This window comes from Flavobacterium sp. GT3P67, assembly GCF_004349155.1.
GTDB classification, from domain to species: domain Bacteria; phylum Bacteroidota; class Bacteroidia; order Flavobacteriales; family Flavobacteriaceae; genus Flavobacterium; species Flavobacterium ranwuense.
On record NZ_SMLF01000001.1, the window covers coordinates 199432 to 224859 of the forward strand.

Genomic DNA, 25428 nt, shown 5'->3' on the forward strand with positions numbered 1-25428 from the left:
TAAAACACTTCAAATACACAAGCCCTAATTTAGGTTCCTTCCATAATCAAAAAGCACACTAATTACCATACTTTCAAAGTATATAATTAGTGTGTTTTTATAATAAATCTGAAAAATTAATCCAGATTATCGGAGTCAAATTTTTTGTCATCAAACTTTTCGTGTTTGATAATTTTGGCATTAATCATAAAATAAACATACTCTGCAATATTTGTACAATGCTCCGAAATACGTTCCAAATGTTTTAAAACAATCACAAGATTAGTTCCTGAAACTACCGTTTTAGAATTGATCTTCATTTCATTTATAATATTGTGAATGGCTTCATCACTTTCATTTTTTATGGTATTATTCAATATGAAAATCTCACCTATCGTACTTTCATTACGAGTTAAAAAACATTCATTTGTTTTTATTGTAATAGTCTCCACTTGTCTGGCAATATCAACAATACTAAACTTAACAATTAAGTCATGTTTATCTTTAATATTTTTAGATTTCTTTATGATGCTTATGGCCAAATCACCTATTCTTTCTATTTCATTGCTAATCTGCATGGCTGACATAATAAAACGTAAATCAGAAGCGACTGGCTGATGCAAGGCAAAAATACTTTGACAAACCTCATCAATCTTAACATCCAGTCTATCAATCTTGTTTTCTGTTTTTTTTACTTCTTTACCTTCCGTGACAGGTTCTGAAAGTAATGCTTTGACAGCCTCAGTCACCTGACTTTCGGCTAAATTTCCTATTTTTATTATTATGCCCTTAAGCTTTTCCAGTTCTGTTTCTATGTGTGACCCCATTTTTTAAAGATTTAAAAGATTTAAAATTAAACGATTCTGAATACAAATCAAAAACAATCTTATCCAAATCTTCCTGTTATATAATCTTCCGTTTGTTTTTGTGACGGTTTTGTAAATATAGTTTTTGTTTTATCATATTCAATCAATTCGCCCATATAGAAAAAAGCGGTAGTATCACTCACACGTCCTGCTTGCTGCATATTATGTGTCACGATAACGATTGTATACTTATTTTTTAATTCGTAAATAAGTTCTTCAATTTTGGAGGTCGAAATTGGATCCAAAGCCGAAGTAGGCTCATCCATTAACAATATAGAAGGCTGAATCGCTAATGCACGTGCAATGCATAAACGTTGTTGTTGTCCTCCTGAAAGCTCAAAAGCCGACTTCTTCAGTTTGTCTTTCACTTCTCCCCAAAGCGCCACTTGTTCAATAGAGGTAATCACGCGCTCTTCAATTATTTTTTTATCGGTAATTCCGTTTACTTTTAAACCATACGCCACATTTTCAAAAATGGATTTGGGAAACGGATTTGGTTTTTGAAATACCATCCCGACATTTTTACGCAAATCATCTACATTGGTGTTTTTTGCATAAATATCTTGCCCATCTATCAAAATCGTACCCGTTAGATTCGTATTATCAATCAAATCATTCATTCGATTCAGTAAACGCAAATACGTCGATTTCCCACAACCAGAAGGTCCGATTAATGCAGTAACTGTATTTTCTTTCATGGATAGCGAAACGTCATGCAAAGCTTGAGTTTCTCCGTAATAAAAATTGATGTTTTTTGATTCTATTTTGTGCATACTAATTCATTTTTACTTTTTTTCCAAAATATTTACGAAGCGCATTCGCTAATAAATTAGAAATTAATACGATTATAATTAAAATAAGTGCCGTCCCATAAGCCATTGCCCGAGATGCTTCTATATTTGTTCCACTGGTTGAAATAACGTATAAATGATACGGCAACGCCATGGCCTGGTCGAAAATTGAAGTGGGTAATTTTGGCAAAAAATAAGCCGCAACGGTAAATAAAATTGGTGCCGTTTCCCCGGAAACCCTACCTATGGAAAGAATTAACCCGGTAATAATATTTGGAAACGCAATAGGAAAAACCACTTCACTGGTCGTTTGCCATTTACTGGCCCCCAAACCTAAACTGGCTTGTCTAAAAGTATCATCCACCGACTTTAATGATTCTTCGGTAGTCCTGATTACCACCGGTAAAACCAATAATCCTAAGGTCAAAGACCCCGCTAAAAGGGAATCTCCAAATTCCAGTTTATTAACAAACAACGCCATCCCGAAAAGTCCAAAAACTATCGATGGAACTCCGGCCAGGTTATTGGTCATTTGTTTGATAATCTTTTTTATCCAGCCATCTTTCACATATTCATTCATATATATAGCGGCCAAAACACCTACAGGAAAGGCAAAAATCATACTTCCAAAAACCAAACAAAGTGTTCCTACTATCGCCGGGAAAATCCCTCCCTGAGTCATCCCTTCTTTAGGCATTTCTGTAATAAACTCCCAACTTATAACGCCAATTCCTTTTATTACTATGAAAGCCAATATTACAAATAAAAGACCCACAACGGCATAGCTGGTGAATTGAAATAGTCCAAAAGCAATTTTTTGGTTTCTTCTTTTTTGTTTTGCTAAACGAATTTCTTTAGTCATCTTTTAATGTTTTTTATGGGATCCTCTATTGGTAACCAACTCCACCAACATATTTATGCAGAATGTAATCAGGAATAAAATACATCCCAAGGCAAACAGCGATTGATAATGCAATCCTCCATTTGCAGCTTCACCCAATTCGGCCGCAATGGTAGCCGGAATGGTTCTTAACGGAGCTAAAAGTGTATGCGGAATTATGGCCGCATTACCTGTTACCATTAAAACTGCCATGGTTTCACCAATAGCACGTCCAATTCCTAAAATGGCTCCAGCTGTTATTCCAGATGCCGAATAAGGTATTGTTACTTTATAAATAGTTTGCCAATGGCTCGCACCTAAAGCCAAACTGGCTTCTTTCATAGCGCGCGGAGTGGTACGCATTGCATCTTCCGAAATGGTGATAATCGTTGGTAATGCCATAATAGCCAAAACAATACTTCCCGCCAATCCTGTTTCTCCAACGGGTAATCCGAAAACACTCTGAATTAAAGGGACAATGACCACTAATCCAAAAAAGCCATAGACCACTGATGGAATCCCTGCTAATAATTCGATAAGCGGTTTTAAAATATTACGGGTTCTTTTTCGGGCTATTTCACTCAAATAAATGGCTGCGGCCAAACCAATGGGCAATGCCAATAGTATTGCTCCAAAACTGACCCATAGCGTACCATAAATCAATGCCTTAACTCCCATTTGTGCAATGGGTTGCGCGGTTGGAAACCATTCTTCTCCGGAAAGAAATTCAAAAATTTTAATTTTGTTGATTTCTAATTCTTTTCCATGAAAATTTTTCGCTTTGTATTTATCCGAAAAAAAGGCAATTACGCCAGGCGTTTTTGAAACATACTCATCTATTTTCGCAGGAAAATGTTCGAAGTTTTCGCCCAATTCGGCTTCAGAATAAAATTCCGTAATATCTTCGGTTCTAAACAAAACGATGGGTTCGTTTTTTCCGCCTAACTGTTTCCAATTAGTGATTTTTTGATCGAAAATATCTTTTACCTGCGAAGGCTCTAATTTTTGTATTGGATTAGTCGAATGTACTGCCAACAAAAAACCTTCTTCAATAGGTTTTTTGGTAAAAACTCCCGCGCCTTCAATAAATAGAAAAAAAACAATCAAAACAACAGTAATACTAGTAGCAGCACTACTTAGCATTAATATAGTCACTATTATTTTCTCTTTTATTTTTTTAAAATTTGTTTTCAAATCTATAGTTTATTTTAACGGCAAAAATACATGAGCCTTATATTCCGAATGTGTTTTACATATTAACCTTGTGTTAATTTAAAGTTAAGCATAAAAGTACGCAAATCGTTTCCGCTTTCCATAAAAAAAATCCTGAAAATGAAGCAACAAAAAAGGCTGCCCAAAACGGACAGCCTTTTATAACTTAAAAACAAACCTTATTAATTTAGCGGTACATAACCTACTTCAGAAACAATTTTTTGTCCCTCTGGTGACAAAGCAAAATCCACTACCGCTTTTACTTTTGCGGCATTTACTTTATCAAAAATATAGAATAATGGTCTTGAAATTGGGTAGCTTTTGTCTTTTGCAGAAGCTACACTTGGAGCAACAAAGGTCTTCCCTTGGTCATAAGAAACAGAAAGTTGTTTTACTTCTTTAGTCTCATACGCTAATCCAACATACCCGATAGCTCCTTTTGTTTGGCTTACTGCTTGAACAATCGCTCCTGTTGCAGGCATACTCAAGATATCAGAAGCGTAATTTTTTTTATCCATTACTTCTTCTTTAAAGAATTCATACGTCCCTGAAGAAGATTCTCTTGAATACGCTACAATTTTTGCGTCTTCACCACCTACTTCTTTCCAGTTTTTAGTTTCTCCTGTATAGATTTTTTCCAATTGCTCACGTGTTAACTGACCTACTTTATTAGCCGGATTAACAATAATCGCTAAAGCATCAAAGGCAACAGTCACTTTTTCGATTTCTTTTTTGGCTTCAGAAAATTTTAATTTTTCTTCTGTCTTTAAATCTCTGGAAGCCATTGCGATATCCGTTGTTCCGTCTAAAAGAGCGGTAACACCAACTCCAGTTCCTCCTCCTACTATGGTAACACTAACTTCAGGATTTGTTTTCATCATTTCCTCAGCCTCTTTCTGTGCCAATGGCAAAACGGTATCACTTCCTTTGATTGTAACTGATGTCGCAGCCGTTGCTTTATCTTCAGTCCCTTTATCTTCATTTTTTGCTTTACCGCAACTTAACATTCCTATTAAAGGTAACATTAAGAATAATTTCGTTTTGATAGTCATCTTATGGTTATTTATAAATTTGTACAAAAGTATATGCGCTACATTAACAATATGTTAAGCCAGTATTATACTATCTTTATTATTTAGCTTATTTTAATAATTATTTAATCCATCCAAAACAAATGACAACAATTTGTTAAAAGTTGAACTGAGCCTGTAATCGCAATAAATTACCTTTTTGTCTGTTATTTGGAAGCGCACTGTCTTCAAACGTTCTATCAGCAATCACCCATTCTGCTACCAATTCAAATGCTTTAATAGGCTGCCATTCAATTCCAAGTTCATAATCTCTTACAACATAACTTCTGGCGTCTTTCTCAAATTTCTTTCCGCCATCATAATATTGGAATTTGGCAAAAGGATAAATATATTGCTGTTTAGGCAAATTCCATTTGTAATTTAAGGTTACATAACCGCCTTCTAAATCAGAAGCTTCTACAGTATTAGTCACTTTATCATAACGTGGTCCTTTCCCAATATTATATTCTGCCTGTAACCCGAATGGTTTTGGGTAAAGAATAAAAGAAGCCGCAACCCTTTGATCTATTGTGTTTTGCCTGTTTGGTGTAGTCACTCCTGTAGAAAGCTCATTATTAGAAAAAGCCCATTTCCCAGTATAAGCTTGTATGCCCGGCTCTATAATTTGACTCCCAATTTCAAAAGGATAACTTACCCTTGTCACTACATGCAAGTTTCTATTTCCTTCCGACCTGTTAGCTGTTTGTCCGTTATAGGCACCAAACGCGAATACTCCATAATCTCCGGAACCTTTATATCCATCTTTTACCAGCATCGCAAAACGATCTCTGATTTTACTTGGAGCCCAATAAAAAAACACCCCTAGATCTCTTTCGTTTGCCACTGCACTATTCAAAGCATCATTACGATCTAAAGTCAATCGGTTTTGGCTTGACTGCAAATTTTCAAATCCAAAAGGCACTTTACTTTGTCCTATTCTGACTCTGTACTCTCTCTTGGCGTCAAATGATAAATCAAAATACGCATCTCTTAGTTGGACAAAATTATTATTATTCACACTAGAGGAAGGCGAACTTGCAAAGTCCGGTTGAATATAAAAATATACATTAGGATGAATTTGCCCTGAAAATACGATACGAGCTCTTCTTATAAAAAGACCGTTATTCGATTTTGCATCAATGGCTGTTGATGTTGTTCCCCAAGATCTATCACATTGATCACAGGAAACTTTGTCATTGGTAGAAAACAATCCGTTGTACCTTACCTGTACATAACCACGTATTGAAATTTTATCATACCATTGTTCTTTTTTCTCCTTGCTTTTTTCTTGGGCATCCTTTACTTTATTGATGGAGTCCAAAACATGAACTATGGATTTAGTAAACTCTTCTTTATTTAAAGGAACCGTTTGTTGAGGAATTTCCGTTTTTTTAGAACTTTCCACAACAGGAGTAACTTGTGCAGCTGCTAGATTTACTACAAATATATTTGCAATAATTAATACTATTTTTTTCACGATTAAATGTTGTTTGTTTAGTACCCCAAAGGTGATTGCGTAATGTTAATTAAACATTACGCAATTGTTAATTTAATTAAAAACTAATGTTAATAAATTGTTACGAATAAATATTAATCTATTGTTTATTAACCAGTTACAAATATACCTTTTTTGTACCAAACAAAAACCTTCATGTTATATTAAAAATTACCTAACTTTAAAATGACATTTGACTCTACTATTATTTACCGCGTTTATTTGATTTTTCAAGTGTAAAAGAAAATTCAGATCCAATTCCAAATTTACTGTTTACATAAATTTTCTCATTGTGCGCTTCGATAATATGCTTTACAATGGATAATCCCAAACCGGAACCACCTTCGGTTCTTGCGCCACTTTTGTCTACTCTATAAAAACGTTCGAAAATTCTCGAGATATTTTTTTTATCAATTCCTTCGCCATTATCGGTTATTCGAACGATGACTTTTTCATCAGTCAAATCCTCGATGCTTACTTCTGTTGACCCCTTTAATTTTCCGTATTTGATTGAATTTACAATAAGATTCATGACTACTTGTTGGATTTTCTCCTGATCTCCAACAACCATAACGGGCTTATTATATTTCATATCAAACATCAACAGAATATCTTTCTTGGAAGCTTTCATTTCGAGCAAATCAAAGACATTTTGAACTAATTTAACAATGTCAAATTCGGCAATTTCCAAGTTCAAATCCCCAATTTCGAGTTTAGAAATCATGTCTAAATCTTGTACGATATAAATCAGTCTTTCCACTCCTTTTTCAGCACGCTCTAAATATTTTTTTCGGATTGTTTTATCGCTCATGGCTCCGTCTAGCAGGGTTGACAAATACCCCTGAACCATAAAAAGTGGTGTTTTGAGCTCGTGGGAAACATTCCCAAGAAACTCTCTTCTATATTCTTCACGAACTTTTAAAGTCTCGATTTCTAGCTTTTTATCGGTGGCAAACTTTTTTACTTCACGTGTTAGTGTTGCCATATCAGTTGTAATTGGCTGATTCCTGAAACTGCTTGATTCTAACAAAGAGACATCATCGTATATTTTTTTTACCTTTTTATAGATAAAGCGCTCCACTCGATATTGTATTACAACAAATGAAAAAGTAGCAATCGCAATTGCAAAAATCAAACAAAAACGATACGAAAAGGTGAAAAATAAATAGGTCAGAAAACCAACTAATCCGGTAGAAAAAAGAGTAATATAAAGCGCTGACTTTACGGCAAAACGATATGTTTTTTTAAAATTTATTGTCATTTATACTTCAAACTTATAGCCAACTCCTTTTATTGTTTTAAACAATTCTTCTCCAATTTTTTCTCGTAATTTTCTGATGTGAACATCAATCGTTCTTCCACCAACAACTACTTCATTACCCCAAACTTTGTCCAGGATCTCATCACGTTTGAATACTTTCCCCGGTTTTGAAGCAAGCAGATAGAATAATTCAAATTCTTTTCTGGGCAATGCGATTTCAATATTATCTTTAACGATTTTGTATTCTTCGCGATTTATTTCGATTCCGCCTACGTTAAGTGTTTCGCTGTTCTGTTCCTGTTCTTTTAATCGGCGCAATAATGCTTTTACTTTACTGACTAATAATTTAGGTTTAATTGGCTTTGTGATGTAATCATCCGCACCCGCGTCAAAGCCTGCCACTTGGGAATAATCTTCACTTCTGGCTGTCAAAAAAGTGATGATTACATTACTGAGTTCCGGAATCTTTCTAATAGCTTCACAAGCTTCCATTCCATCCATTTCCGGCATCATTACATCCATTATAATAAGGTCTGGCATTTCTTTTTTAGCTTTCGCTATTGCCTCTCTCCCATTTGCTGCTGTAACGATTTGATATCCCTCTTGAGAAAGGTTATACCCTACAATTTCTAAGATATCCGGCTCATCATCTACTAATAGAATCTTCGTGTTTTTTTTCTTCATAAAGCGCAAAAAATTGTTTTTGAATTGTAAATGTAACAATAAATGGGATATTCAAATGGTGTTAACCATAATTTAATATTGGGGTGATATTGAGACCCAAAACAAAACATAACCATAACAAGTCAGTAACTTACATTTTACATTTCAGGCGTTACTTTGCAAAAAAATTAAAACCAAATGAAATTCAAGTTACTATTTTTCACGTTATTAATAACAGCTATTTCTTTTTCACAGAATAAAGGAACAATTTCTGGAATCTTAACAGACAAAGATGCTAATAATCAGTCATTACCTTTTGCCAACGTTCTTATTAAAGGAACAAATATAGGAACAAATACTGATATTGATGGTAAATACACCATAACAATACTATCTGGAAGCTATACCTTACAACTTAGTTTTGTGGGTTATGAATCTGTAGAAATTCCTGTAACAGTAGTTGCTAATGAAACTGTAACCATAAACAAAGCGTTAGGTTCCGGAAGCTACAAACTAGAAGATGTTGTTATAAAAAATACAGCCAGCAGAGAAAAGGAAACGGCTCTTTTATTAGACCAAAAACAAGCCGTCGTAATTAAACAAAGTATCGGTGCCCAAGAAATGGCCCGTAAAGGAGTTAGCGATGTTGAGGAAGGCTTAACAAAAATTACCGGAATCACTAAAGTTGACGGAAGAGGTTTATTCATAAGAGGACTAGAAGACCGTTACAATAACTTATTGATAAACGACTTACAATCACCATCAAACAGTCCTTTCAAAAAAATTATTCCGTTGGATTTATTCCCTACTGATGTTGTGGGTGTATTAAATATCTACAAAACTTTCAATCCTAATATTTCTGGGGATTTTGCTGGAGCAACTGTTAATATTGAAACACCTCAACCAAAAAATATCACTAAATTGAATATTGGTTTTGGATATACGACTAACAATAACCTTCAAGACTTCTTACTTTCTGATGATGCAAATTCTACTAAAGGATCTTTAGGAATGATTGGTAATGACAGAGCGCTTCCTGGTATTTTTGGGTCAGTTCCAAGCGGACAAAAGCTTTCTCCTGCTGAATACGAAAACGGATTTGGTAAAAAATCATGGGATGTTAACAACACAAAAAGTCCTTTGAATTCTAGCATTGGATTTTTACATGCTCAAAAATTCAATCTTGAAAAAGAAAGAAATATTAGTTATATCATGTCATTCAATTTTGATAATAAATACTCATACAGAGAAGGTGTTGACAGAACTTTCAATCTTGGACAAGGAAACTACGACAATAATTTATACAATACACAATACAGCTACCAAACTACTTTTTCTGGTTTAGCAGGTTTGAAATACAAGACAAACCGTTTTAATTTAAGTTTCAATACGTTCTTGATTAAAGCGACTGAAAGCAAAATTCAAGATCAGTTAGGATACACAAACAGCTTAGCAAATCAGACAAATAATCTTATCAGATTGAACCAATACGAAGAATCTAACTATTGGAACACGCAATTGTACGGAGATTATAAATTAACCGAAGATGGAAAACATAGCTTAAAAGCAGGTGGTTCTTATGTAAAAACTTCTTTTCAACAACCTGACAGAAAATTTATCACTGGTGTAAAAGTAAATGATAGCCAAATAAACATGTCTTATGGTGGTAATAACTTGAACCGTCAATTCCTTGATGTAAAAGGAAACTTCTATTACTCTTCACTTTTAGAATATAATTTAAAATTTGGAGACACCGAAGATTCTAATAAATTATCCATTGGATACAACAGTTCGCTGAACGACATGGAATCTTCTTACCGTTTCTTCTCTGGAAGAAGAAATCTGGAGAAAAATTATACTGCCGATTTAAGCACTATTAGCCAAAACATCAACCAAGACATCAACAACGGAATTGTTTATGTTCAGGAAGAGTCTAACGGAGATTATAAAGTAAAATTGAATCAGTTTGTTAATGCGGGATACTTCAATTTATTTATGAATCTTGGAGAAAAATGGGATTTAAATGCCGGAATTAGAGGTGAAAGTTCTACTCGTGAAATAAAATACAGACAGCAAGGTGATCCTTTTGGAAGTGCTTACCGCAAAAAAACAGATGACAAGCTTGATATCCTGCCGTCTATAAATGCGAAACGTATTTTGAACGAAAACAGTAATTTGAGAGTATCATTGGCAAAAACAATAACTCGTCCAGTTGCTATGGAGTTGTTACCAATAAATTACATCAATGCCGATGGAACTTCAGAAAGCGGGAACCCAGATTTAAAAGATAGCGAGAACTATAATGTAGATTTCAAATATGAATTATTCCCTAACAATAAAGAATTATTTGCTGTAGGAGTATTTGGAAAAATGATTAACGATCCAATAGAAAGAGTTTTCAAACCAACTGCAAATAGCGGTGGTCAAATCACAACTTTCAAAAATTCAGAGCAAGCCGTTATTTATGGTGCCGAAATAGAAATGCTTTTCCAATTGAGCAGAATAAACGAATCTCTTTCTAATTTCTCTTTAGGTTTCAATACATCATTAATGAGTACTGATGTCAAAATTGACACTAAGAAACAAGGTAATGAATTAGAAAACAGCACAAATCGTAAACTGCAAGGAGCTTCAAGCTGGTTAATTAATTCTGATTTAAAGTATGATTTCATCCTTAATAAAGATTGGAAAAACTCTATGACCTTAGTATATAACGTTTATGGAGATCGTATTTTCGCTGTAGGTTCTTCAGGAATTGATCATATCTACGAAAAATCTTTTAGTAAATTAGATTTCATTTGGACTAACTCTATTTCAAAAAGCATTGAACTTAAATTTGGTGTAGATAACATATTAAATCCAAGCTATAAAAAAGAGCTGGGAAGCAAAAGCACTTTAAACATTACAGAAGACTCGCTAATTTTAAGAGAATTCAAAAAAGGTGTCGGATTCTCCTTTAACATAGGATATACGTTTTAAAAACAACAACAAAAAAGAGCTGTCATGGCTCTTTTTTTTGTTTACATAAGTAACATAAACTTTACATCAAATTCATTGTTATATAATACTTTGATAACAATTACATAACTAAATTTCAGAAGCCCTAGAGTACTTTTGAAATAAATAATTAACAAAAAAACTTATAATTTTAAAATCATTAAAAATGAAAAAATTAGTATTCAGTCTTGCATTAATGAGCTTGGTTTTTACAAGTTGTACTTCAAGTGATGACGATGTAGCAACTACTCCACCTACTGCAACGGGTGAAATCACAGGAGATATCACAGGAGCAAAAACGTATACAAAAGGGGTTTATACTATTAAAGGTACTGTTAGAGTAAAAAATGATGCTACTTTAACTTTTGAGGCTGGTTCAGTTATCACTGCTGATGTAGCTGACGGTACAGATGCTTTATTAGTAGAAAAAGGCGGAAAATTAAATATTTCAGGAACTGCAGCAGAACCAGTTGTATTTACTGAAAAATCTAAAACTGCAGGTTCTTGGGGTGGAATAATCATGTTTGGTGATGCTCCTATCGTTTCTGGAAAAGCAGCTGACGGAAGTCCTATTACAACTGCAACTTCTGAAGACGGAACAAATATTGTTTACGGTGGTACAAATGCTGCTCATAATGGTGGTTCTTTGAAATATGCACGAGTAGAATATGCAGGTAAAAAAATCCTTGACGGAAATTCTGAAATGAATGGTTTCTCATTTTACTCAGTAGGTTCTGGTACCGTATTAGAAAACCTGGTTTCATACAAAGGAGCTGATGATGGTTTTGAATTTTACGGAGGAACTGTAAGCGCTAAAAACCTTATTTCTTACGGAAACACTGATGATTCTTTTGACTGGCAAGATGGATGGCAAGGTCAAGCAAATACTAACTGGTATGCTTATCAAACTGGAGCTGGAAATTTTGGAATGGAAATCGAAGCAAAAAGTGTGAACAATACTTTTTTTCCAAAAGTATCTAACATTACTTTAAGAAGAGCTGCCGGTACGGCAACTGAAGCTGGTAACCCACTTGAAATAGATGCAATCCAATTCAAAAAAGAAGGAAACGGAGAATATACTAATGTAGTAATTTCAGGATACACAAATACTGCAACTTCAGGAACTACAACAATAAATGCAGTTGCCGTTAGAATACAAGATGCTAACACAAATACAAATCAAGTTGCAACTGGAAAAATAAAAATGTTGAATGTAAAAATTGCAGATACTAATACTGCTCAATGGGGCGCTGGTACAGCTTTCACAGTTTCATTTTTACCTGCAAACTTCACCACTAGTACAACAGCATCTGGAGCAGTATTGACTCCTGGAGCATGGGCTATTGTTGATGGCGTTAATTTATTAGGGAATTTATAAAAAACACCCGCATTTATTTATATCAAACATCCTGAGAAATCAGGATGTTTTTTTTGGTACGCTTTTTGAATTATTTTTTGTATATTTACTATTCAAACTAATCCAATGGCAAAAAACTACTTTTATATCACCATCTTATTGGTTTTTTTATTCTCTATGAGCGCTGGTGCTCAAGAAACTAAACAACAACCAAAAACACAAGAAACCGCCGTAATTGAAGGTTTAAGCTTGTACCCGAACCCTGTGAGTAATGGCAAAGTCTACATTACTTCAAAAAATGACTTGGATAAAGAAATCATTATCTTTGATGTTTTAGGAAAAAAAGTGCTTCAAACAATGCTTAGTTCTAGAGAACTTAATGTCTCTAATCTTACTTCAGGTGTCTACATTATAAAGATTAATGAAAAAGAGGCATCTGCGACCAGAAAATTAATTATACGATAATACGTCAAGATTTAAATATAAAAGCTTCAATTCACATTGGAGCTTTTTTTATACAGAATTCTAATATAATGAATTCCAAAAACAGACTATTGCTATTTTGTTAATGAGCTTCCCTTAGAATTTTTGATTACTTTTGCAAAAAAAATTCTTGATTACATCCTCCGATATATTTGCTATTTCCAGTCAAAAACAGTTTGAGAAAATCGCCTTGAAAGTGTTTCGTTTCCAATACGAAAACAACTTGGTCTATCAGGAGTTTTGTAATTTTTTGAAAACAGATCCTCATAAAGTAAAGTCTTTACAACAAATTCCATTTTTACCGATTCAGTTCTTTAAGAGTCATGAAGTGGTTTCTAACACCAATCCAATCCAAGAAACCTTTACCAGCAGCGGAACAACCGGAATGATTACCAGCAAACATTTGGTTACTGATGTTACCTTGTATGAAGAAAGTTACCGCAAAGGATTTTCCGAATTTTATGGCAACATTGAAGATTATGTTGTTTTAGCCTTGCTTCCATCCTATCTGGAAAGAGAAGGCTCTTCCTTAATTTACATGGTCAAGGATTTAATTGCATTATCCAATCATCCTGAAAGTGGTTTTTACCTGCACAATCATGACGAACTGATTGCCAAACTCATAGCTTTAGACCAAGCCGGTCAAAATGTCATTCTGATTGGCGTCACTTTCGCTTTATTGGACTTAATTGAAAACCACCAGTTCCAACTGCAGCATACTATTATCATGGAAACCGGCGGCATGAAAGGCAAACGTAAAGAAATGATTCGGGAAGAATTACACGAACAATTGTGTAAAGGATTTGGCGTTTCTGCCATACATTCTGAATATGGAATGACCGAATTGCTTTCACAAGCCTATTCTTTAGGAAACGGTGTATTTGAATGCCCTTCTTGGATACAAATCCTCGTTCGTGACACCGAAGATGCTTTGACCTATATTCAAGACGGAAAAACGGGCGGAATCAACATCATTGATTTGGCTAACATTAATTCTTGTTCGTTTATTGCTACGCAGGATTTGGGCAAAAAAAATCCCAACAACTCTTTTGAAGTATTGGGACGTTTTGATAATTCTGATATTCGAGGTTGTAATTTGATGGTTCTTTAAAGTTTATTCGGTAATTTGTTTATTTGGTTAAACAAATCAAACAATTAAACAATTCTCACTACAAAATAATTTTTCTTTCCGCTTTGCAATAACACAAACTGGTTGTTGATTAAATCTTTGGTCGAAAGCACAAAATCTTCGGCAACTTTCTCTTTATTTACAGAAATAGAGTTAGCTGTCAAAGCACGTCTTGCTTCACCATTCGATTTCATAAAACCTGTTTTTTCATTCAAAACAGCAACAATATCAAGTCCGGCTTCGATTTCGGTTTTGCTAATTTCCGCTTGAGGAACACCATCAAAAACATCTAAGAAAGTCGCTTCATCCAATTGTTTCAAATCATCCGAAGTAGAATTCCCGAACAAAATATTCGATGCTTTTATCGCATTTTCTAAATCTTCTGCTGAATGTACCATCACCGTAATTTCTTCGGCTAAACGTTTTTGTAACAAACGCAAGTGTGGTGCTTCTCTATGTTTTTCGGTTAAAACTTCGATTTCTTCTTTTGATAAAAAAGTAAAAATCTTAATGTATTTTTCCGCATCAACATCGGAAGTATTCAACCAATATTGGTAAAATTTATACGGCGATGTTCTGGCTGCATCCAACCAAATATTTCCACCTTCTGATTTTCCAAATTTGGTTCCATCCGCTTTTGTAATCAACGGACAAGTCAACGCATATGCTTTTCCACTGGCTATTCTGCGCACTAATTCGGTCCCTGTGGTGATATTTCCCCACTGGTCGCTTCCTCCCATTTGCAGCGTACAATTTTTTTCTCTGTACAAATGCAAAAAGTCATATCCTTGAACCAATTGGTACGTGAACTCCGTAAATGACATTCCTTCGGCAGCTTCAGAAGACAAACGTTTCTTTACTGAATCTTTTGACATCATATAATTTACTGTGATGTGCTTTCCAATATCACGAATAAAATCCAGAAAAGAAAAGTTCTTCATCCATTCGTAATTATTCACTAACTCTGCCGCATTTGGCGCATCGGAAGTAAAATCTAGAAAACGGGACAATTGTCCTTTTATAGCTTCTTGATTGTGACGCAATGTTGCTTCGTCCAATAAATTTCTTTCATTCGATTTTCCTGACGGATCACCAATCATTCCTGTTGCTCCACCCACTAACGCTAATGGCTTGTGTCCAGATAGTTGAAAATGTTTCAATAACATCACGCCAACTAAATGCCCTATATGCAATGAATCGGCAGTTGGATCAATTCCCACATACGCCACACGCATTTGTTCCATCAAATGTTCTTCTGTGCCGGGCATAACATCGTGGAGCATTCCTCTCCAAGTCACTTCTTCAATAAAATTCTTCATCTTTTTAATCAATTTGCACAAAGATAAAATTTATTGTGGATTCGGTTATTTGTTTATTAGGTTATTCGAAAAAAATTATTCGTATTTTCGTAGCATGATTTTAGTCACAGGAGGAACGGGTTTAGTAGGCGCACATCTATTGCTTCATTTAATTGATAATGGAGAAAAAGTACGCGCTATTTATAGAAGTGTCGCTTCAATTGAAAAGACCAAATCCCTATTCGCTACCTATAAAAAGGAATCCCTGTTTGAGCAAATCGAATGGATCCCCGCAGATATTACCGAAGTTCCTTCGTTAGAAATTGCCTTTCAAAATATTGACACCGTTTACCATTGCGCCGCTTTGATTTCTTTTGACCCAAAAGACGAAGATGCATTGCGAAAAACAAACATTGAAGGCACGGCAAATATTGTGAATTTCTGCATTGCTTATGGTATAAAAAAACTGTGTTTTGTAAGCTCTATTGCCACTTTGGGTGATTTACTGCCTCATGAAAAATTCATCACGGAAGAATCCGAATGGAATCCGGAGAAGCCACATAATGATTATGCCATTTCTAAATATGGTGCCGAAATGGAAATCTGGCGCGGACAACAAGAAGGTTTAAATGTAATAATTGTAAATCCTGGCGTTATTCTCGGACCCGGTTTTAGAGAACAAGGAAGTGGACAACTTTTTACGAAAGTAAAAAACGGATTGAAATTTTATACATTAGGCTCAACAGGATTTGTTGCCGTTACTGATGTTGTTCGAATCGCACATCAATTAATGCAAAGTGAAGTTCACAACGAACGCTTTACCTTGATTGCAGAAAATAGTGTTTTCCGTGACATTCTGAATACTATGGCCGATTCCTTGGGTGTAAAAAGACCTGAAATTCACGCAAAACCCTTTTTTATGGAAATGCTTTGGAGATTGGATTGGTTTGTTTCGAATATTTTTCTACAGAATAGAAAACTGACTCAAACAACTGCAAAGTCATCCTATTCGACAACTATATATTCCAACCAAAAGATTAAAGATACCTTGAAAACTGATTTTATAAATGTTCATCAGTACATCAAAGAAATCTCTAATCTCTAAGTTCTTTACTTATTCTATTTTTGTAGTATCCCTGCCAATTTTAGCTTGCTTTGCTCTTTTTTTAATAATGGCATTCTTTTTCTTTTTTTGCAATTTGACTAGAGAATCTACGCTCTTTTTATTAGTTTCCAATCGCTTGCTGATTTGTTCAAACATGATTTTATATTCATTATAATCAGATGCATAATAAACATTGCTTTTAGCAAATTGGGCACTGTCAATTTTATATTTTTTAAAAATATAATCTCTCGAATTTATTTTAAAAGTATCCAAAGAAGCCGGATTTTGATATTTTATGGCGTCCAAAACAGATAAATCATACATAATATCTATCATAACGTCTTTTTCTATAAGACGTTCCGGCTTATTCACCACTTCTTCTTTACAGCTTACAAGTAGTGTTATAATCGTTAAAAATGTTATGATTTTTCTCATTTATTAAATTTTATCTTTCGAATAACAAACGTTTTCCTGCACGAATATCTTTTACTTTAAAAGCGGTATAAACCAATTGCCCGTTTACAAAAGTATGGGTAATTCTTGATTTAAAAGTAAAACCTTCAAATGGAGACCAACCACATTTAGCCAAAATATTTTCTTTTTTTACGCTCCAAGGCAAACCTGAATTTACAATTACCAAATCCGCATAATAGCCTTCTTTGATAAAACCACGTTTTTCTATTTTGAAAATTTTAGCCGGGTTATGGCACATTTTTTCCACGATTTTTTCAATGCTTATTTTTCCTTGGTGGTGCGCTTCAAACATAGCCACAACAGCATGTTGCACTAATGGTCCGCCAGAAGGAGCATTCAAATACGATTGTTTTTTTTCTTCTAATGTATGTGGCGCATGATCCGTTGCAATCACATCAATTCTGTCATCCAGCAATGCTTCCCAAAGCACTTTTCTGTCATTAGCCGTTTTTACAGCTGGATTCCACTTTATGAGATTGCCTTTAGTAGCATAATCATCATTGGTAAACCATAAATGATGCACACAAACTTCGGCAGTGATTTTCTTGTCTTCCAAAGGGATTTTGTTTGTAAACAAATCCATTTCTTTAGCAGTCGAAAGATGAAAAATATGCAGGCGAGCCCCTGTTTTCTTAGCCAGTGCAACCGCTTTGGAAGACGAAATATAACACGCTTCCTCGCTTCGGATAAGGTGATGAACCGTAACAGGAACATCCTCTCCAAACTCAGCTTTGTATTTCTCTAAATTATTTTTGATAGTCGCTTCATCTTCACAATGCACCGCAATAAGCATCGGTGTACTGGAAAATATTTTCTCTAGAGTCGCTTCATTATCCACCAACATATTTCCTGTTGAGGAACCTAAAAATATTTTTATTCCGGCAACATTCTTTGGATTTGTTTTCAAAACTTCTTCCAAGTTATCATTGGTTGCGCCCATCATAAAAGAATAATTCGCATACGATTTTTGGGCGGCCAACTCGTATTTTTGCTCTAATATTTCTTGGGTAACCGCATTCGGAATTGTGTTGGGCTGTTCGATATAGGAAGTAATTCCACCGGCAACCGCCGCTCTGGATTCTGATTCTATGTCTCCTTTGTGTGTCAGCCCTGGTTCTCTAAAATGCACTTGATCATCAATTGCACCCGGAATCAAATAATTTCCTTCGGCATCAATGATTTTACATTGAGAGGATTTGGCACTGATACTTTCTGAAATCTCAACAATTAAGTCATTTTCAATTAATACATCGCCCTCAAAAATCACTCCTTCATTTACAATTTTGGCATTCTTAATTAAAACCCTGTTCATCCTGTCTTTTTCTTATAATGTGTTGACTAATCTTTTTAATCTAAGTGCAATAACTCCAAAAACAGCTTCAATAATTATTGAATTACTCATTTTGGATTGCCCTTTTGTTCTATCGGTAAAAATGATGGGAACCTCCGTAATTTGAAATTTTTTACAATACGTTCTGTATTTCATTTCAATTTGAAAAGCGTATCCAACAAATTTTATCTTATCTAAGTTGATCTCTTCGAGCACTTGTCTTTTGTAACAAACAAAACCCGCTGTGGCATCATGAATCTTCATTCCGGTAATCATTCGTACATAAACCGATGCAAAATAGGACATCAATACTCGGCTCAACGGCCAGTTTACCACATTTACTCCGGTAACGTAGCGTGAACCAATCGCTAAATCGGCATCTCCAAAATGACATGCATTGTATAATTTCTCTAAATCATTTGGATTATGGGAAAAATCAGCGTCCATTTCAAAAATGAAATCATATTTATGCTCCAATGCCCATCTAAATCCATGAACATAAGCCGTTCCCAGACCCGATTTCTTTTCTCTTTTTTCCAAAAACAATCTACCTCCAAATTCAGATTGAAGTAAAACCACCTTATCAGCAGTATGATCCGGCGAATTATCATCAATAATAAGAACATGAAAAGATTTATGCTGCGAAAACACCGATCGAATAATGCTTTCTATATTTTCAATTTCGTTATAGGTAGGAATTATAACAATACAATCATTCATATTTTGACTAATTTCACCGCAAAAGTAAACTTTTTATGCCATTTCATCCTTAATAAAATTATAATAAAAAGAATGATATAAAAATTAGTAATTTTGCAGCGTTATGATCGAAAATATACTTCATCCAAGAATAACTGACAGCAAAGACTGGGCAACCGTGCTTTTTGTTCTGTCATTTGCTATTATTGCTGTTACAAAATCCGTTTTCGAAAACAGATTCGGTGATTTTGCCAATTTAATTTTTTCCAACAAATACAACAAAGTATACAGAGACAGCAGCCACCTAAAAAGCGGTTTCACCATCTCTTTATTTTTTGTCCAAGTCATTTCGCTTGCTTTCTTCATTCAAATTGCGCTGAGTTATTTTGGTTACGCCTCAAAAACAGATTGGATTCTTTATATTCAAATATTTACTTTCCTAGCGTTCTTTATTTTATCAAAATATTTGATAGAGAAAATAATAGCTACTTCATTCAATATTGAAGAATTTATGGAACAGTTTAACCTCCAAAAGGTGACTTACAGAACCTATATTGGACTATTCATACTCCCGTTCAATATTATTTTGTTTTATTACGACTCCTTTTCAAGAAATATTCTACTGCTAATTATAGCCATAGTACTGATAATCAATATTATGACTTATTTGATTTCAATAAAAAATTATCAAAATATAATATTCGGTAAGTTGTTTTATTTTATTTTATATCTTTGCGCTCTTGAAATAGCCCCCTATTATTTTATGTATTATTGGTTTACAAAAGGGAGTGCTTAGAAACCGTTAAATATGAAAGTGAAAACAATTTTGGTGTCACAGCCTGAGCCTAAAGTGGAGAATTCCCCTTACTTTGAACTTCAACAAAAGCATAAAGTAAAAATTGATTTCAGACCTTTTATTCATGTAGAAGGAGTTAATGCAAAAGAGATTAGACTTCAAAAAATTGATCTTAATCATTACACCGCTATTATTTTAACGAGTAAAAATGCTGTAGATCACTTTTTCAGAGTGGCTGACGAAATGCGTTATAAAGTTCCGGAAGGATTAAAATATTTCTGCCAATCAGAAGCTATTGCTTTTTACCTGCAAAAATACGTAGTGTATAGAAAACGTAAAATCTACGTTGGACCAAAAGATTTTGCTGATTTATCTCCGCTTATAAAAAAATACAAAGACGAAAAATTCTTATTGCCTGCTTCAGACCAATTAAATGCCGATGCGCCAATAACGTTAAATGCTTTAAAAGTAGACTGGACACCAGCTGTTTTTTACAAAACTGTAATGAGTGATTTATCCGATTTAGCCGATGTATATTATGATGTTTTGGCTTTCTTTAGCCCAACCGGAATAAAATCATTGTTTATGAACTTCCCAGATTTCGAGCAAAATAATACTCGAATTGCAGTTTTTGGCAGTACTACTCAAAAAGAAGCATTGGATCATGGTTTAAGAGTGGATATCCTCGCTCCAACACCAGCAACTCCTTCAATGACAATGGCTTTGGAAAAATACATTGCTGAAGCAAATAAAGGAAAATAAAAAATTACTTTTCAGATACAATTACAAAAGCCATTCGCAATCCGAATGGCTTTTTTTATGACATAAATTACAAAAACAGCTCAATATTCTTTTTAGTAATCGTTTTTTACTTAATTTTGATTTTCAATTAAAACTAAATCTCACATTTTAGTTTAAAATAGCAACTCATGAAAATTAATTCCCTAATAGTAGAAATTGACGGTATCGACAAAGAAATTTTACGCGACCTGATGGAAGATGCCCGAAAACCAATTCTTCAAATCGCCAATAAAATAGGGATTTCAGGTGCCGCAATTCATCAACGTTTGAGAAAACTGGAGCAATCCGGCGTTATTTCGGGATCAAAATTCACGGTAAACAATAAAATCCTGGGTTATAATACGATGGCTTTTGTTGGAATTTATTTGGACAAAGCAGCCAGAAATCCAGAAGCAGTAAGAGATTTAAAAAAAATTCCTGAAGTATTGGAATGCCATTACACCACAGGAAACTGGTCGATTCTGATAAAAATTATTTGTCGCGATAACGAACATTTAATGCAATTGCTCAATACAAAAATCCAAGCGATAGAAGGTGTTTCCAGAACAGAAACCTTTATTTCCTTAGACCAACAAATCGACAGACAGATTCAATTATAGTTTTTTGGTTAATCGTTGATTGGTTATTTGATAAAAAAACCGCCTTGTTTTCACAAGACGGTTTTTTCTATAATCCTCTAAAGATCTAATAATCTAATTCCTTCTTCCTCCCATATAAATCGAAACGTAATACAACAGCGTTGCAATAGATCCCAAAGCAGCCACGACATATGTTCTGGCAGCCCATTTCAAGGAATCTTTGGCTCCTGCTTGTTCTTGCTGCGTCAGCATTCTTTTATTTTCTAACCAAGCTAATGCACGATTACTTGCATCATATTCGACTGGCAAAGTAACAATCGAAAACAAAGTGGTTGCCGCAAAAATGATAATTCCTACCAATAGTAATTGTGGAAAAGTCTTCATCATCAAGATTCCCGCAAGCAAAATCCACTGCATATACGTTGAGGCCACATTCACCACCGGCACTAATTTAGAACGCATCGTCAACCATAGATATCCCACAGCATGTTGCACGGCGTGACCACATTCATGCGCCGCAACAGCAGCCGCAGCCGCATTTCGTTGGTTGTAAACCGCCTCACTTAGATTTACAGTTTTATCTACTGGATTGTAATGATCCGTCAAACGTCCCGGTGTAGAGATCACTCTCACGTCCCGAATTCCGTTATCGGCGAGCATTTTTTCGGCGATTTCAGCGCCTGACATTCCGTTTTGTAATTGTAATTTAGAATAATGTTCAAATTTGCTTTTTAGTCTTGAACTAACTAACCAGCTGAAAAGCATAATTGCTCCGGCAAGAATCAAATAACCCATTCCCATATTTTTGTTTTTTAATTTATTGTTTAAAGTTATAAAAGAAACATCAAAATCTGAACCAATTTTTTACAATGTCAATTTGGCATTCATAAAATGGAACGCAGATGAAACGGATTTTTGCGGATTTTTATGAATTAAAATAAAAAATCCAAATTCTAATAATTAGAATTTGGATTATATATCTGTTGTTGTAGAGACGCACTGCAGTGCGTCTCTACGGTGCGTCTCTACAGGAATGGATACCTATCCCACCAAATTGATGATTTTTCCCGGAACAATAATCACCTTGTTTGGCGTTCTTCCTTCTAATTGTTTGATGGTTCTTTCGTCTTTCATTACGATTTCCTCGATTTGTTCCTTGGTTAAATCCAAAGGCAAAACCATAGTGAAACGCATTTTTCCGTTGAAAGAAACCGGATATTCTTTGCTGCTTTCTACCAAATGTGCTGGTTCGAATATTGGAAAATCAACCGTTGCAATAGAACCTGTATTTCCTAACAATGACCATAGTTCTTCGGCGATGTGTGGCGCATAAGGCGAAATCACAATTGCTAATGGCTCCAAAACTGCACGAGAATGACAGTTTTGCGCAGACAATTCATTCACGCAAATCATAAACTGAGAAACCGATGTATTGAAAGAGAAACCTTCAATATCTTCTGCTACTTTTTTGATGGTTTTGTGTAATGATTTTAAGTTGTCTTTTGTTGGTTCGTCATTGGTAACAATCAAACCATTATCGTCAAAATACAAACGACACAGTTTTTTCAAGAATCCAAAAACTCCCGAAATTCCTGCCGTGTTCCAAGGCTTGGCTTGTTCCAATGGCCCTAAGAACATTTCATACAAACGCAACGTATCAGCTCCATATTCGTTACAAATATCATCTGGCGTTACCACATTGTATTTGGATTTCGACATTTTTTCGATTTCACGACCAACTATGTATTTATCTTTATCCAAAATGAATTCAAAATCTTTAAAATCAGACCTCCAATTTTTAAATGCCTCAACATCTAATTCATCCGAAGAATTTACTAGAGAAACATCAACATGAATTGGAGTAAAGGCAGTCAATTCTAAATCCCACTCAACATTTCCATTCCCAATAACTTTATATTTCTCTAATTCTTTATCTACAATATTCGTAATAACATCATCATATTCTCCTTTAATAGCACTCAAATATGATGTTCTAGAAATAACATATCTCTTTGGTTTAATAATCCCTAAATCAGGATTAACATTTTTCACACCAACTCCAAAACCATACACAAAAGCACTCATTCCCAAAATCATCCCTTGATTGATCAATTTCTTGAATGGTTCTTCGGTTGGCGCAAAACCTTTGTCTTTTAGGAATTTATTCCAAAAACGAGAATACAATAAATGTCCGGTGGCGTGCTCGCTTCCGCCAATGTATAAATCCACACTTTCCCAATACGCAAGTGCGTCTTTGCTCGCAAACTCCTTTTCATTGTGTGCATCCATATAACGCATCCAGTACCAAGAACTTCCCGCCCAACCCGGCATCGTGTTCAATTCTAAAGGAAATATGGTCGCGTTATCTACTAACTGAGTACTAACAACTGAACACTGAACACTGTCCCAAGCCCATACCAAAGCATTTCCTAAAGGCGGCAAACCTTCTTCGGTTGGCAAGTATTTCTCTACTTCCGGAAGGATTATTGGCAAATGTTTCGCATCAATCATTTGCGGCAAGCCATTCACATAATATACTGGAAACGGTTCTCCCCAATACCGCTGGCGAGAGAAAACAGCATCACGCAAACGGTAATTCGTTTTTCCTTTTCCTTGGTTTAATTTTTCTAATTCCTCGATTACTTTTTGAGTCCCTTTTTTATAATCTAATCCATTTAGAAAATCAGAATCTACCAATTGAAAACCTTCTTTGGCTCCAAAAGCAGCTTCAGATATATCTTTATCAAAAATATTTTTGACTTCCTGCATTCCGTTTTGATCTTTAAAGAAATTCGCAAAGGCATAATCTCTTTCGTCACCACAAGGAACCGCCATAACCGCGCCTGTTCCGTAACCTGCCAAAACATAATCCCCAATCCAAACTGGAATTGGTTCTTTGGTAAAAGGATGTTCAGCATACGCTCCAGTGAATACTCCCGAAATGGTTTTTACATCAGCCATACGTTCCCTTTCGGAACGTTTTGAAGTTTTTTCTATGTAGGTTTCCACTTCCGCTTTTTGTTCCGGAGTGGTTATTTGTGAAACCAATTCGTGTTCTGGTGCCAATGTCATAAACGTCACTCCGAAAATGGTATCAGGTCTTGTAGTAAACACATCGATATATTGCTGCTCACTTTCGACATTTGACTTTTGACTTTCGACTTTAAAAGAAACCGTTGCTCCAACGGATTTTCCAATCCAGTTTCTTTGGCTTTCCTTGATGCTTTCGCTCCAATCAATAGCATTCAAACCTTGTAACAAACGTTCTGCATAAGCAGAAATTCGCATGCTCCATTGGGTCATTTTTTTACGAACAACCGTAAAACCGCCACGTTCTGAAACACCATTTACGATTTCGTCATTTGCCAAAACGGTTCCTAATCCCGGACACCAGTTCACCTCAGTCTCGGCTAAATAAGTCAATCTGTATTGCAGCAAAATTTTCTCCTGCTGTTCTTTTTCGAAAGCGTTCCATTCATTTGCTGAAAAAGCTTCAATATTTTCATCGCAAACTGCATTTACATTCGTATTTCCTTCCGTTGAAAAAATGCAAACCAAAGTCGAAATATCTTCTGCTTTATCGCTATTTTTATTGTACCAAGAATTGAATAATTGGATAAAAATCCATTGCGTATGTTTGTAATAATCGGGATTTGAAGTGCGAACTTCTCTACTCCAATCGAAGGAGAATCCAATTTTATCCAATTGCTTTCTGTACCCGGCAATTTTATTCCCTTCTTTATCCGTTCCTCCGTCAATATTTACCGAAGTAGTATCTTCAGGCCGTTGCCCCGTTTGAATCGCATATTGTTCCGCAGGCAATCCAAAACTGTCATAGCCCATTGGGTGCAAAACGTTAAAACCTTGGTGTCTTTTGTATCTTGAATACACATCAGAGGCGATGTATCCCAGCGGATGTCCTACGTGCAATCCCGCTCCAGATGGGTAAGGAAACATGTCAAGTACGTAATATTTAGGTTTTTCTGAGTTGTTTTCGGCTTTAAACGTTTCGTTTTCTAACCAATATTTCTGCCATTTGGCCTCTATTTCGTTCGGATTGTATTTCATTTTTATAAAAGTTGCAAAGTTGCAAAGGGACAAAGCCTTGAAGGCTTTCTCACGATGACTATTTTTAGGTCGCAAATTTACGTTTATTGTACGAAA

General features: G+C 35.0%; 22 protein-coding genes. 8 read left to right on the forward strand and 14 right to left on the reverse strand.

Annotated elements, in window-relative coordinates; genetic code table 11:
- Positions 1–116 precede the first annotated feature (116 nt).
- From phoU to E0H99_RS00875, 8 genes are all read right to left on the reverse strand, one after another.
- The gene (phoU, locus tag E0H99_RS00840) at positions 117–806 is read right to left on the reverse strand and encodes a phosphate signaling complex protein PhoU (protein ID WP_131990366.1); all 690 of its coding nucleotides are present in this window, start codon (positions 804–806) and stop codon (positions 117–119) included.
- 59 nt (positions 807–865) lie between these two features.
- On the reverse strand, positions 866–1618 hold the full coding sequence (gene pstB, locus E0H99_RS00845; protein WP_131990367.1) for a phosphate ABC transporter ATP-binding protein PstB: 753 nt from the start codon (positions 1616–1618) through the stop codon (positions 866–868).
- A gap of 1 nt (position 1619) precedes the next feature.
- Positions 1620–2498 (reverse strand): phosphate ABC transporter permease PstA, encoded by an 879-nt coding sequence (gene pstA / locus E0H99_RS00850; RefSeq protein ID WP_131990368.1) that lies wholly within the window; start codon positions 2496–2498, stop codon positions 1620–1622.
- Between the two features lie 3 nt (positions 2499–2501).
- A complete protein-coding gene (gene pstC, locus E0H99_RS00855; protein ID WP_235832057.1) occupies positions 2502–3710 on the reverse strand; it encodes a phosphate ABC transporter permease subunit PstC in 1209 nt (402 codons plus the stop codon).
- 200 nt (positions 3711–3910) lie between these two features.
- Positions 3911–4780 carry a phosphate ABC transporter substrate-binding protein gene (locus E0H99_RS00860; protein WP_240723420.1) on the reverse strand — a complete coding sequence of 290 codons (870 nt, stop codon included), beginning with the start codon at positions 4778–4780 and terminating at the stop codon, positions 3911–3913.
- Positions 4781–4916: 136 nt separating this feature from the next.
- A complete protein-coding gene (locus E0H99_RS00865) occupies positions 4917–6179 on the reverse strand; it encodes a porin (RefSeq protein WP_240723438.1) in 1263 nt (420 codons plus the stop codon).
- A gap of 319 nt (positions 6180–6498) precedes the next feature.
- Positions 6499–7554 carry a sensor histidine kinase gene (locus E0H99_RS00870; RefSeq protein WP_131990369.1) on the reverse strand — a complete coding sequence of 352 codons (1056 nt, stop codon included), beginning with the start codon at positions 7552–7554 and terminating at the stop codon, positions 6499–6501.
- Positions 7555–8238: a response regulator transcription factor gene (locus E0H99_RS00875; protein ID WP_131990370.1), complete on the reverse strand. Its 684-nt coding sequence runs from the start codon at positions 8236–8238 to the stop codon at positions 7555–7557.
- Positions 8239–8415: 177 nt separating this feature from the next.
- Between E0H99_RS00875 and E0H99_RS00880 the strand changes: the two genes are divergently transcribed.
- From E0H99_RS00880 to E0H99_RS00895, 4 genes are all read left to right on the forward strand, one after another.
- Positions 8416–11196: a TonB-dependent receptor gene (locus E0H99_RS00880; RefSeq protein WP_131990371.1), complete on the forward strand. Its 2781-nt coding sequence runs from the start codon at positions 8416–8418 to the stop codon at positions 11194–11196.
- A 184-nt stretch (positions 11197–11380) separates the two neighbouring features.
- A complete protein-coding gene (locus tag E0H99_RS00885) occupies positions 11381–12592 on the forward strand; it encodes a hypothetical protein (protein WP_131990372.1) in 1212 nt (403 codons plus the stop codon).
- Between the two features lie 105 nt (positions 12593–12697).
- Positions 12698–13036 (forward strand): T9SS type A sorting domain-containing protein, encoded by a 339-nt coding sequence (locus E0H99_RS00890; RefSeq protein WP_131990373.1) that lies wholly within the window; start codon positions 12698–12700, stop codon positions 13034–13036.
- 148 nt (positions 13037–13184) lie between these two features.
- A complete protein-coding gene (locus E0H99_RS00895; protein WP_131990374.1) occupies positions 13185–14165 on the forward strand; it encodes an acyl transferase in 981 nt (326 codons plus the stop codon).
- Between the two features lie 44 nt (positions 14166–14209).
- On the opposite strand, the gene tyrS is transcribed toward E0H99_RS00895, so the two are convergent.
- Complete coding sequence (gene tyrS, locus E0H99_RS00900) at positions 14210–15502, reverse strand: tyrosine--tRNA ligase (RefSeq protein ID WP_131990375.1); 1293 nt, start codon at positions 15500–15502, stop codon at positions 14210–14212.
- Positions 15503–15596: 94 nt separating this feature from the next.
- On the opposite strand from tyrS, the gene E0H99_RS00905 reads away from it, so the two are divergent.
- Complete coding sequence (locus tag E0H99_RS00905) at positions 15597–16586, forward strand: NAD-dependent epimerase/dehydratase family protein (protein WP_131990376.1); 990 nt, start codon at positions 15597–15599, stop codon at positions 16584–16586.
- A 9-nt stretch (positions 16587–16595) separates the two neighbouring features.
- Here the strand turns inward: E0H99_RS00905 and E0H99_RS00910 are convergent, their stop codons facing one another.
- From E0H99_RS00910 to E0H99_RS00920, 3 genes are read right to left on the reverse strand one after another with little or no spacing between them, the layout of a single operon-like run.
- Complete coding sequence (locus E0H99_RS00910; RefSeq protein WP_131990377.1) at positions 16596–17021, reverse strand: DUF4296 domain-containing protein; 426 nt, start codon at positions 17019–17021, stop codon at positions 16596–16598.
- 10 nt (positions 17022–17031) lie between these two features.
- The gene (locus E0H99_RS00915) at positions 17032–18372 is read right to left on the reverse strand and encodes a dihydroorotase (protein WP_131990378.1); all 1341 of its coding nucleotides are present in this window, start codon (positions 18370–18372) and stop codon (positions 17032–17034) included.
- 12 nt (positions 18373–18384) lie between these two features.
- Complete coding sequence (locus tag E0H99_RS00920; RefSeq protein ID WP_131990379.1) at positions 18385–19110, reverse strand: polyprenol monophosphomannose synthase; 726 nt, start codon at positions 19108–19110, stop codon at positions 18385–18387.
- 103 nt (positions 19111–19213) lie between these two features.
- Between E0H99_RS00920 and E0H99_RS00925 the strand changes: the two genes are divergently transcribed.
- From E0H99_RS00925 to E0H99_RS00935, 3 genes are all read left to right on the forward strand, one after another.
- A complete protein-coding gene (locus E0H99_RS00925; RefSeq protein WP_131990380.1) occupies positions 19214–19885 on the forward strand; it encodes a DUF4271 domain-containing protein in 672 nt (223 codons plus the stop codon).
- 12 nt (positions 19886–19897) lie between these two features.
- A complete protein-coding gene (locus E0H99_RS00930; protein WP_131990381.1) occupies positions 19898–20647 on the forward strand; it encodes a uroporphyrinogen-III synthase in 750 nt (249 codons plus the stop codon).
- Positions 20648–20814: 167 nt separating this feature from the next.
- Positions 20815–21285, forward strand: a complete 471-nt coding sequence (locus E0H99_RS00935) for an Lrp/AsnC ligand binding domain-containing protein (RefSeq protein ID WP_073352582.1) — start codon at positions 20815–20817, stop codon at positions 21283–21285.
- A gap of 93 nt (positions 21286–21378) precedes the next feature.
- Here the strand turns inward: E0H99_RS00935 and E0H99_RS00940 are convergent, their stop codons facing one another.
- Both E0H99_RS00940 and E0H99_RS00945 read right to left on the reverse strand, forming a co-directional pair.
- Complete coding sequence (locus E0H99_RS00940; RefSeq protein ID WP_131990382.1) at positions 21379–22065, reverse strand: zinc metallopeptidase; 687 nt, start codon at positions 22063–22065, stop codon at positions 21379–21381.
- Positions 22066–22305: 240 nt separating this feature from the next.
- Positions 22306–25332 (reverse strand): leucine--tRNA ligase, encoded by a 3027-nt coding sequence (locus tag E0H99_RS00945; protein ID WP_131990383.1) that lies wholly within the window; start codon positions 25330–25332, stop codon positions 22306–22308.
- Positions 25333–25428: the final 96 nt, after the last annotated feature.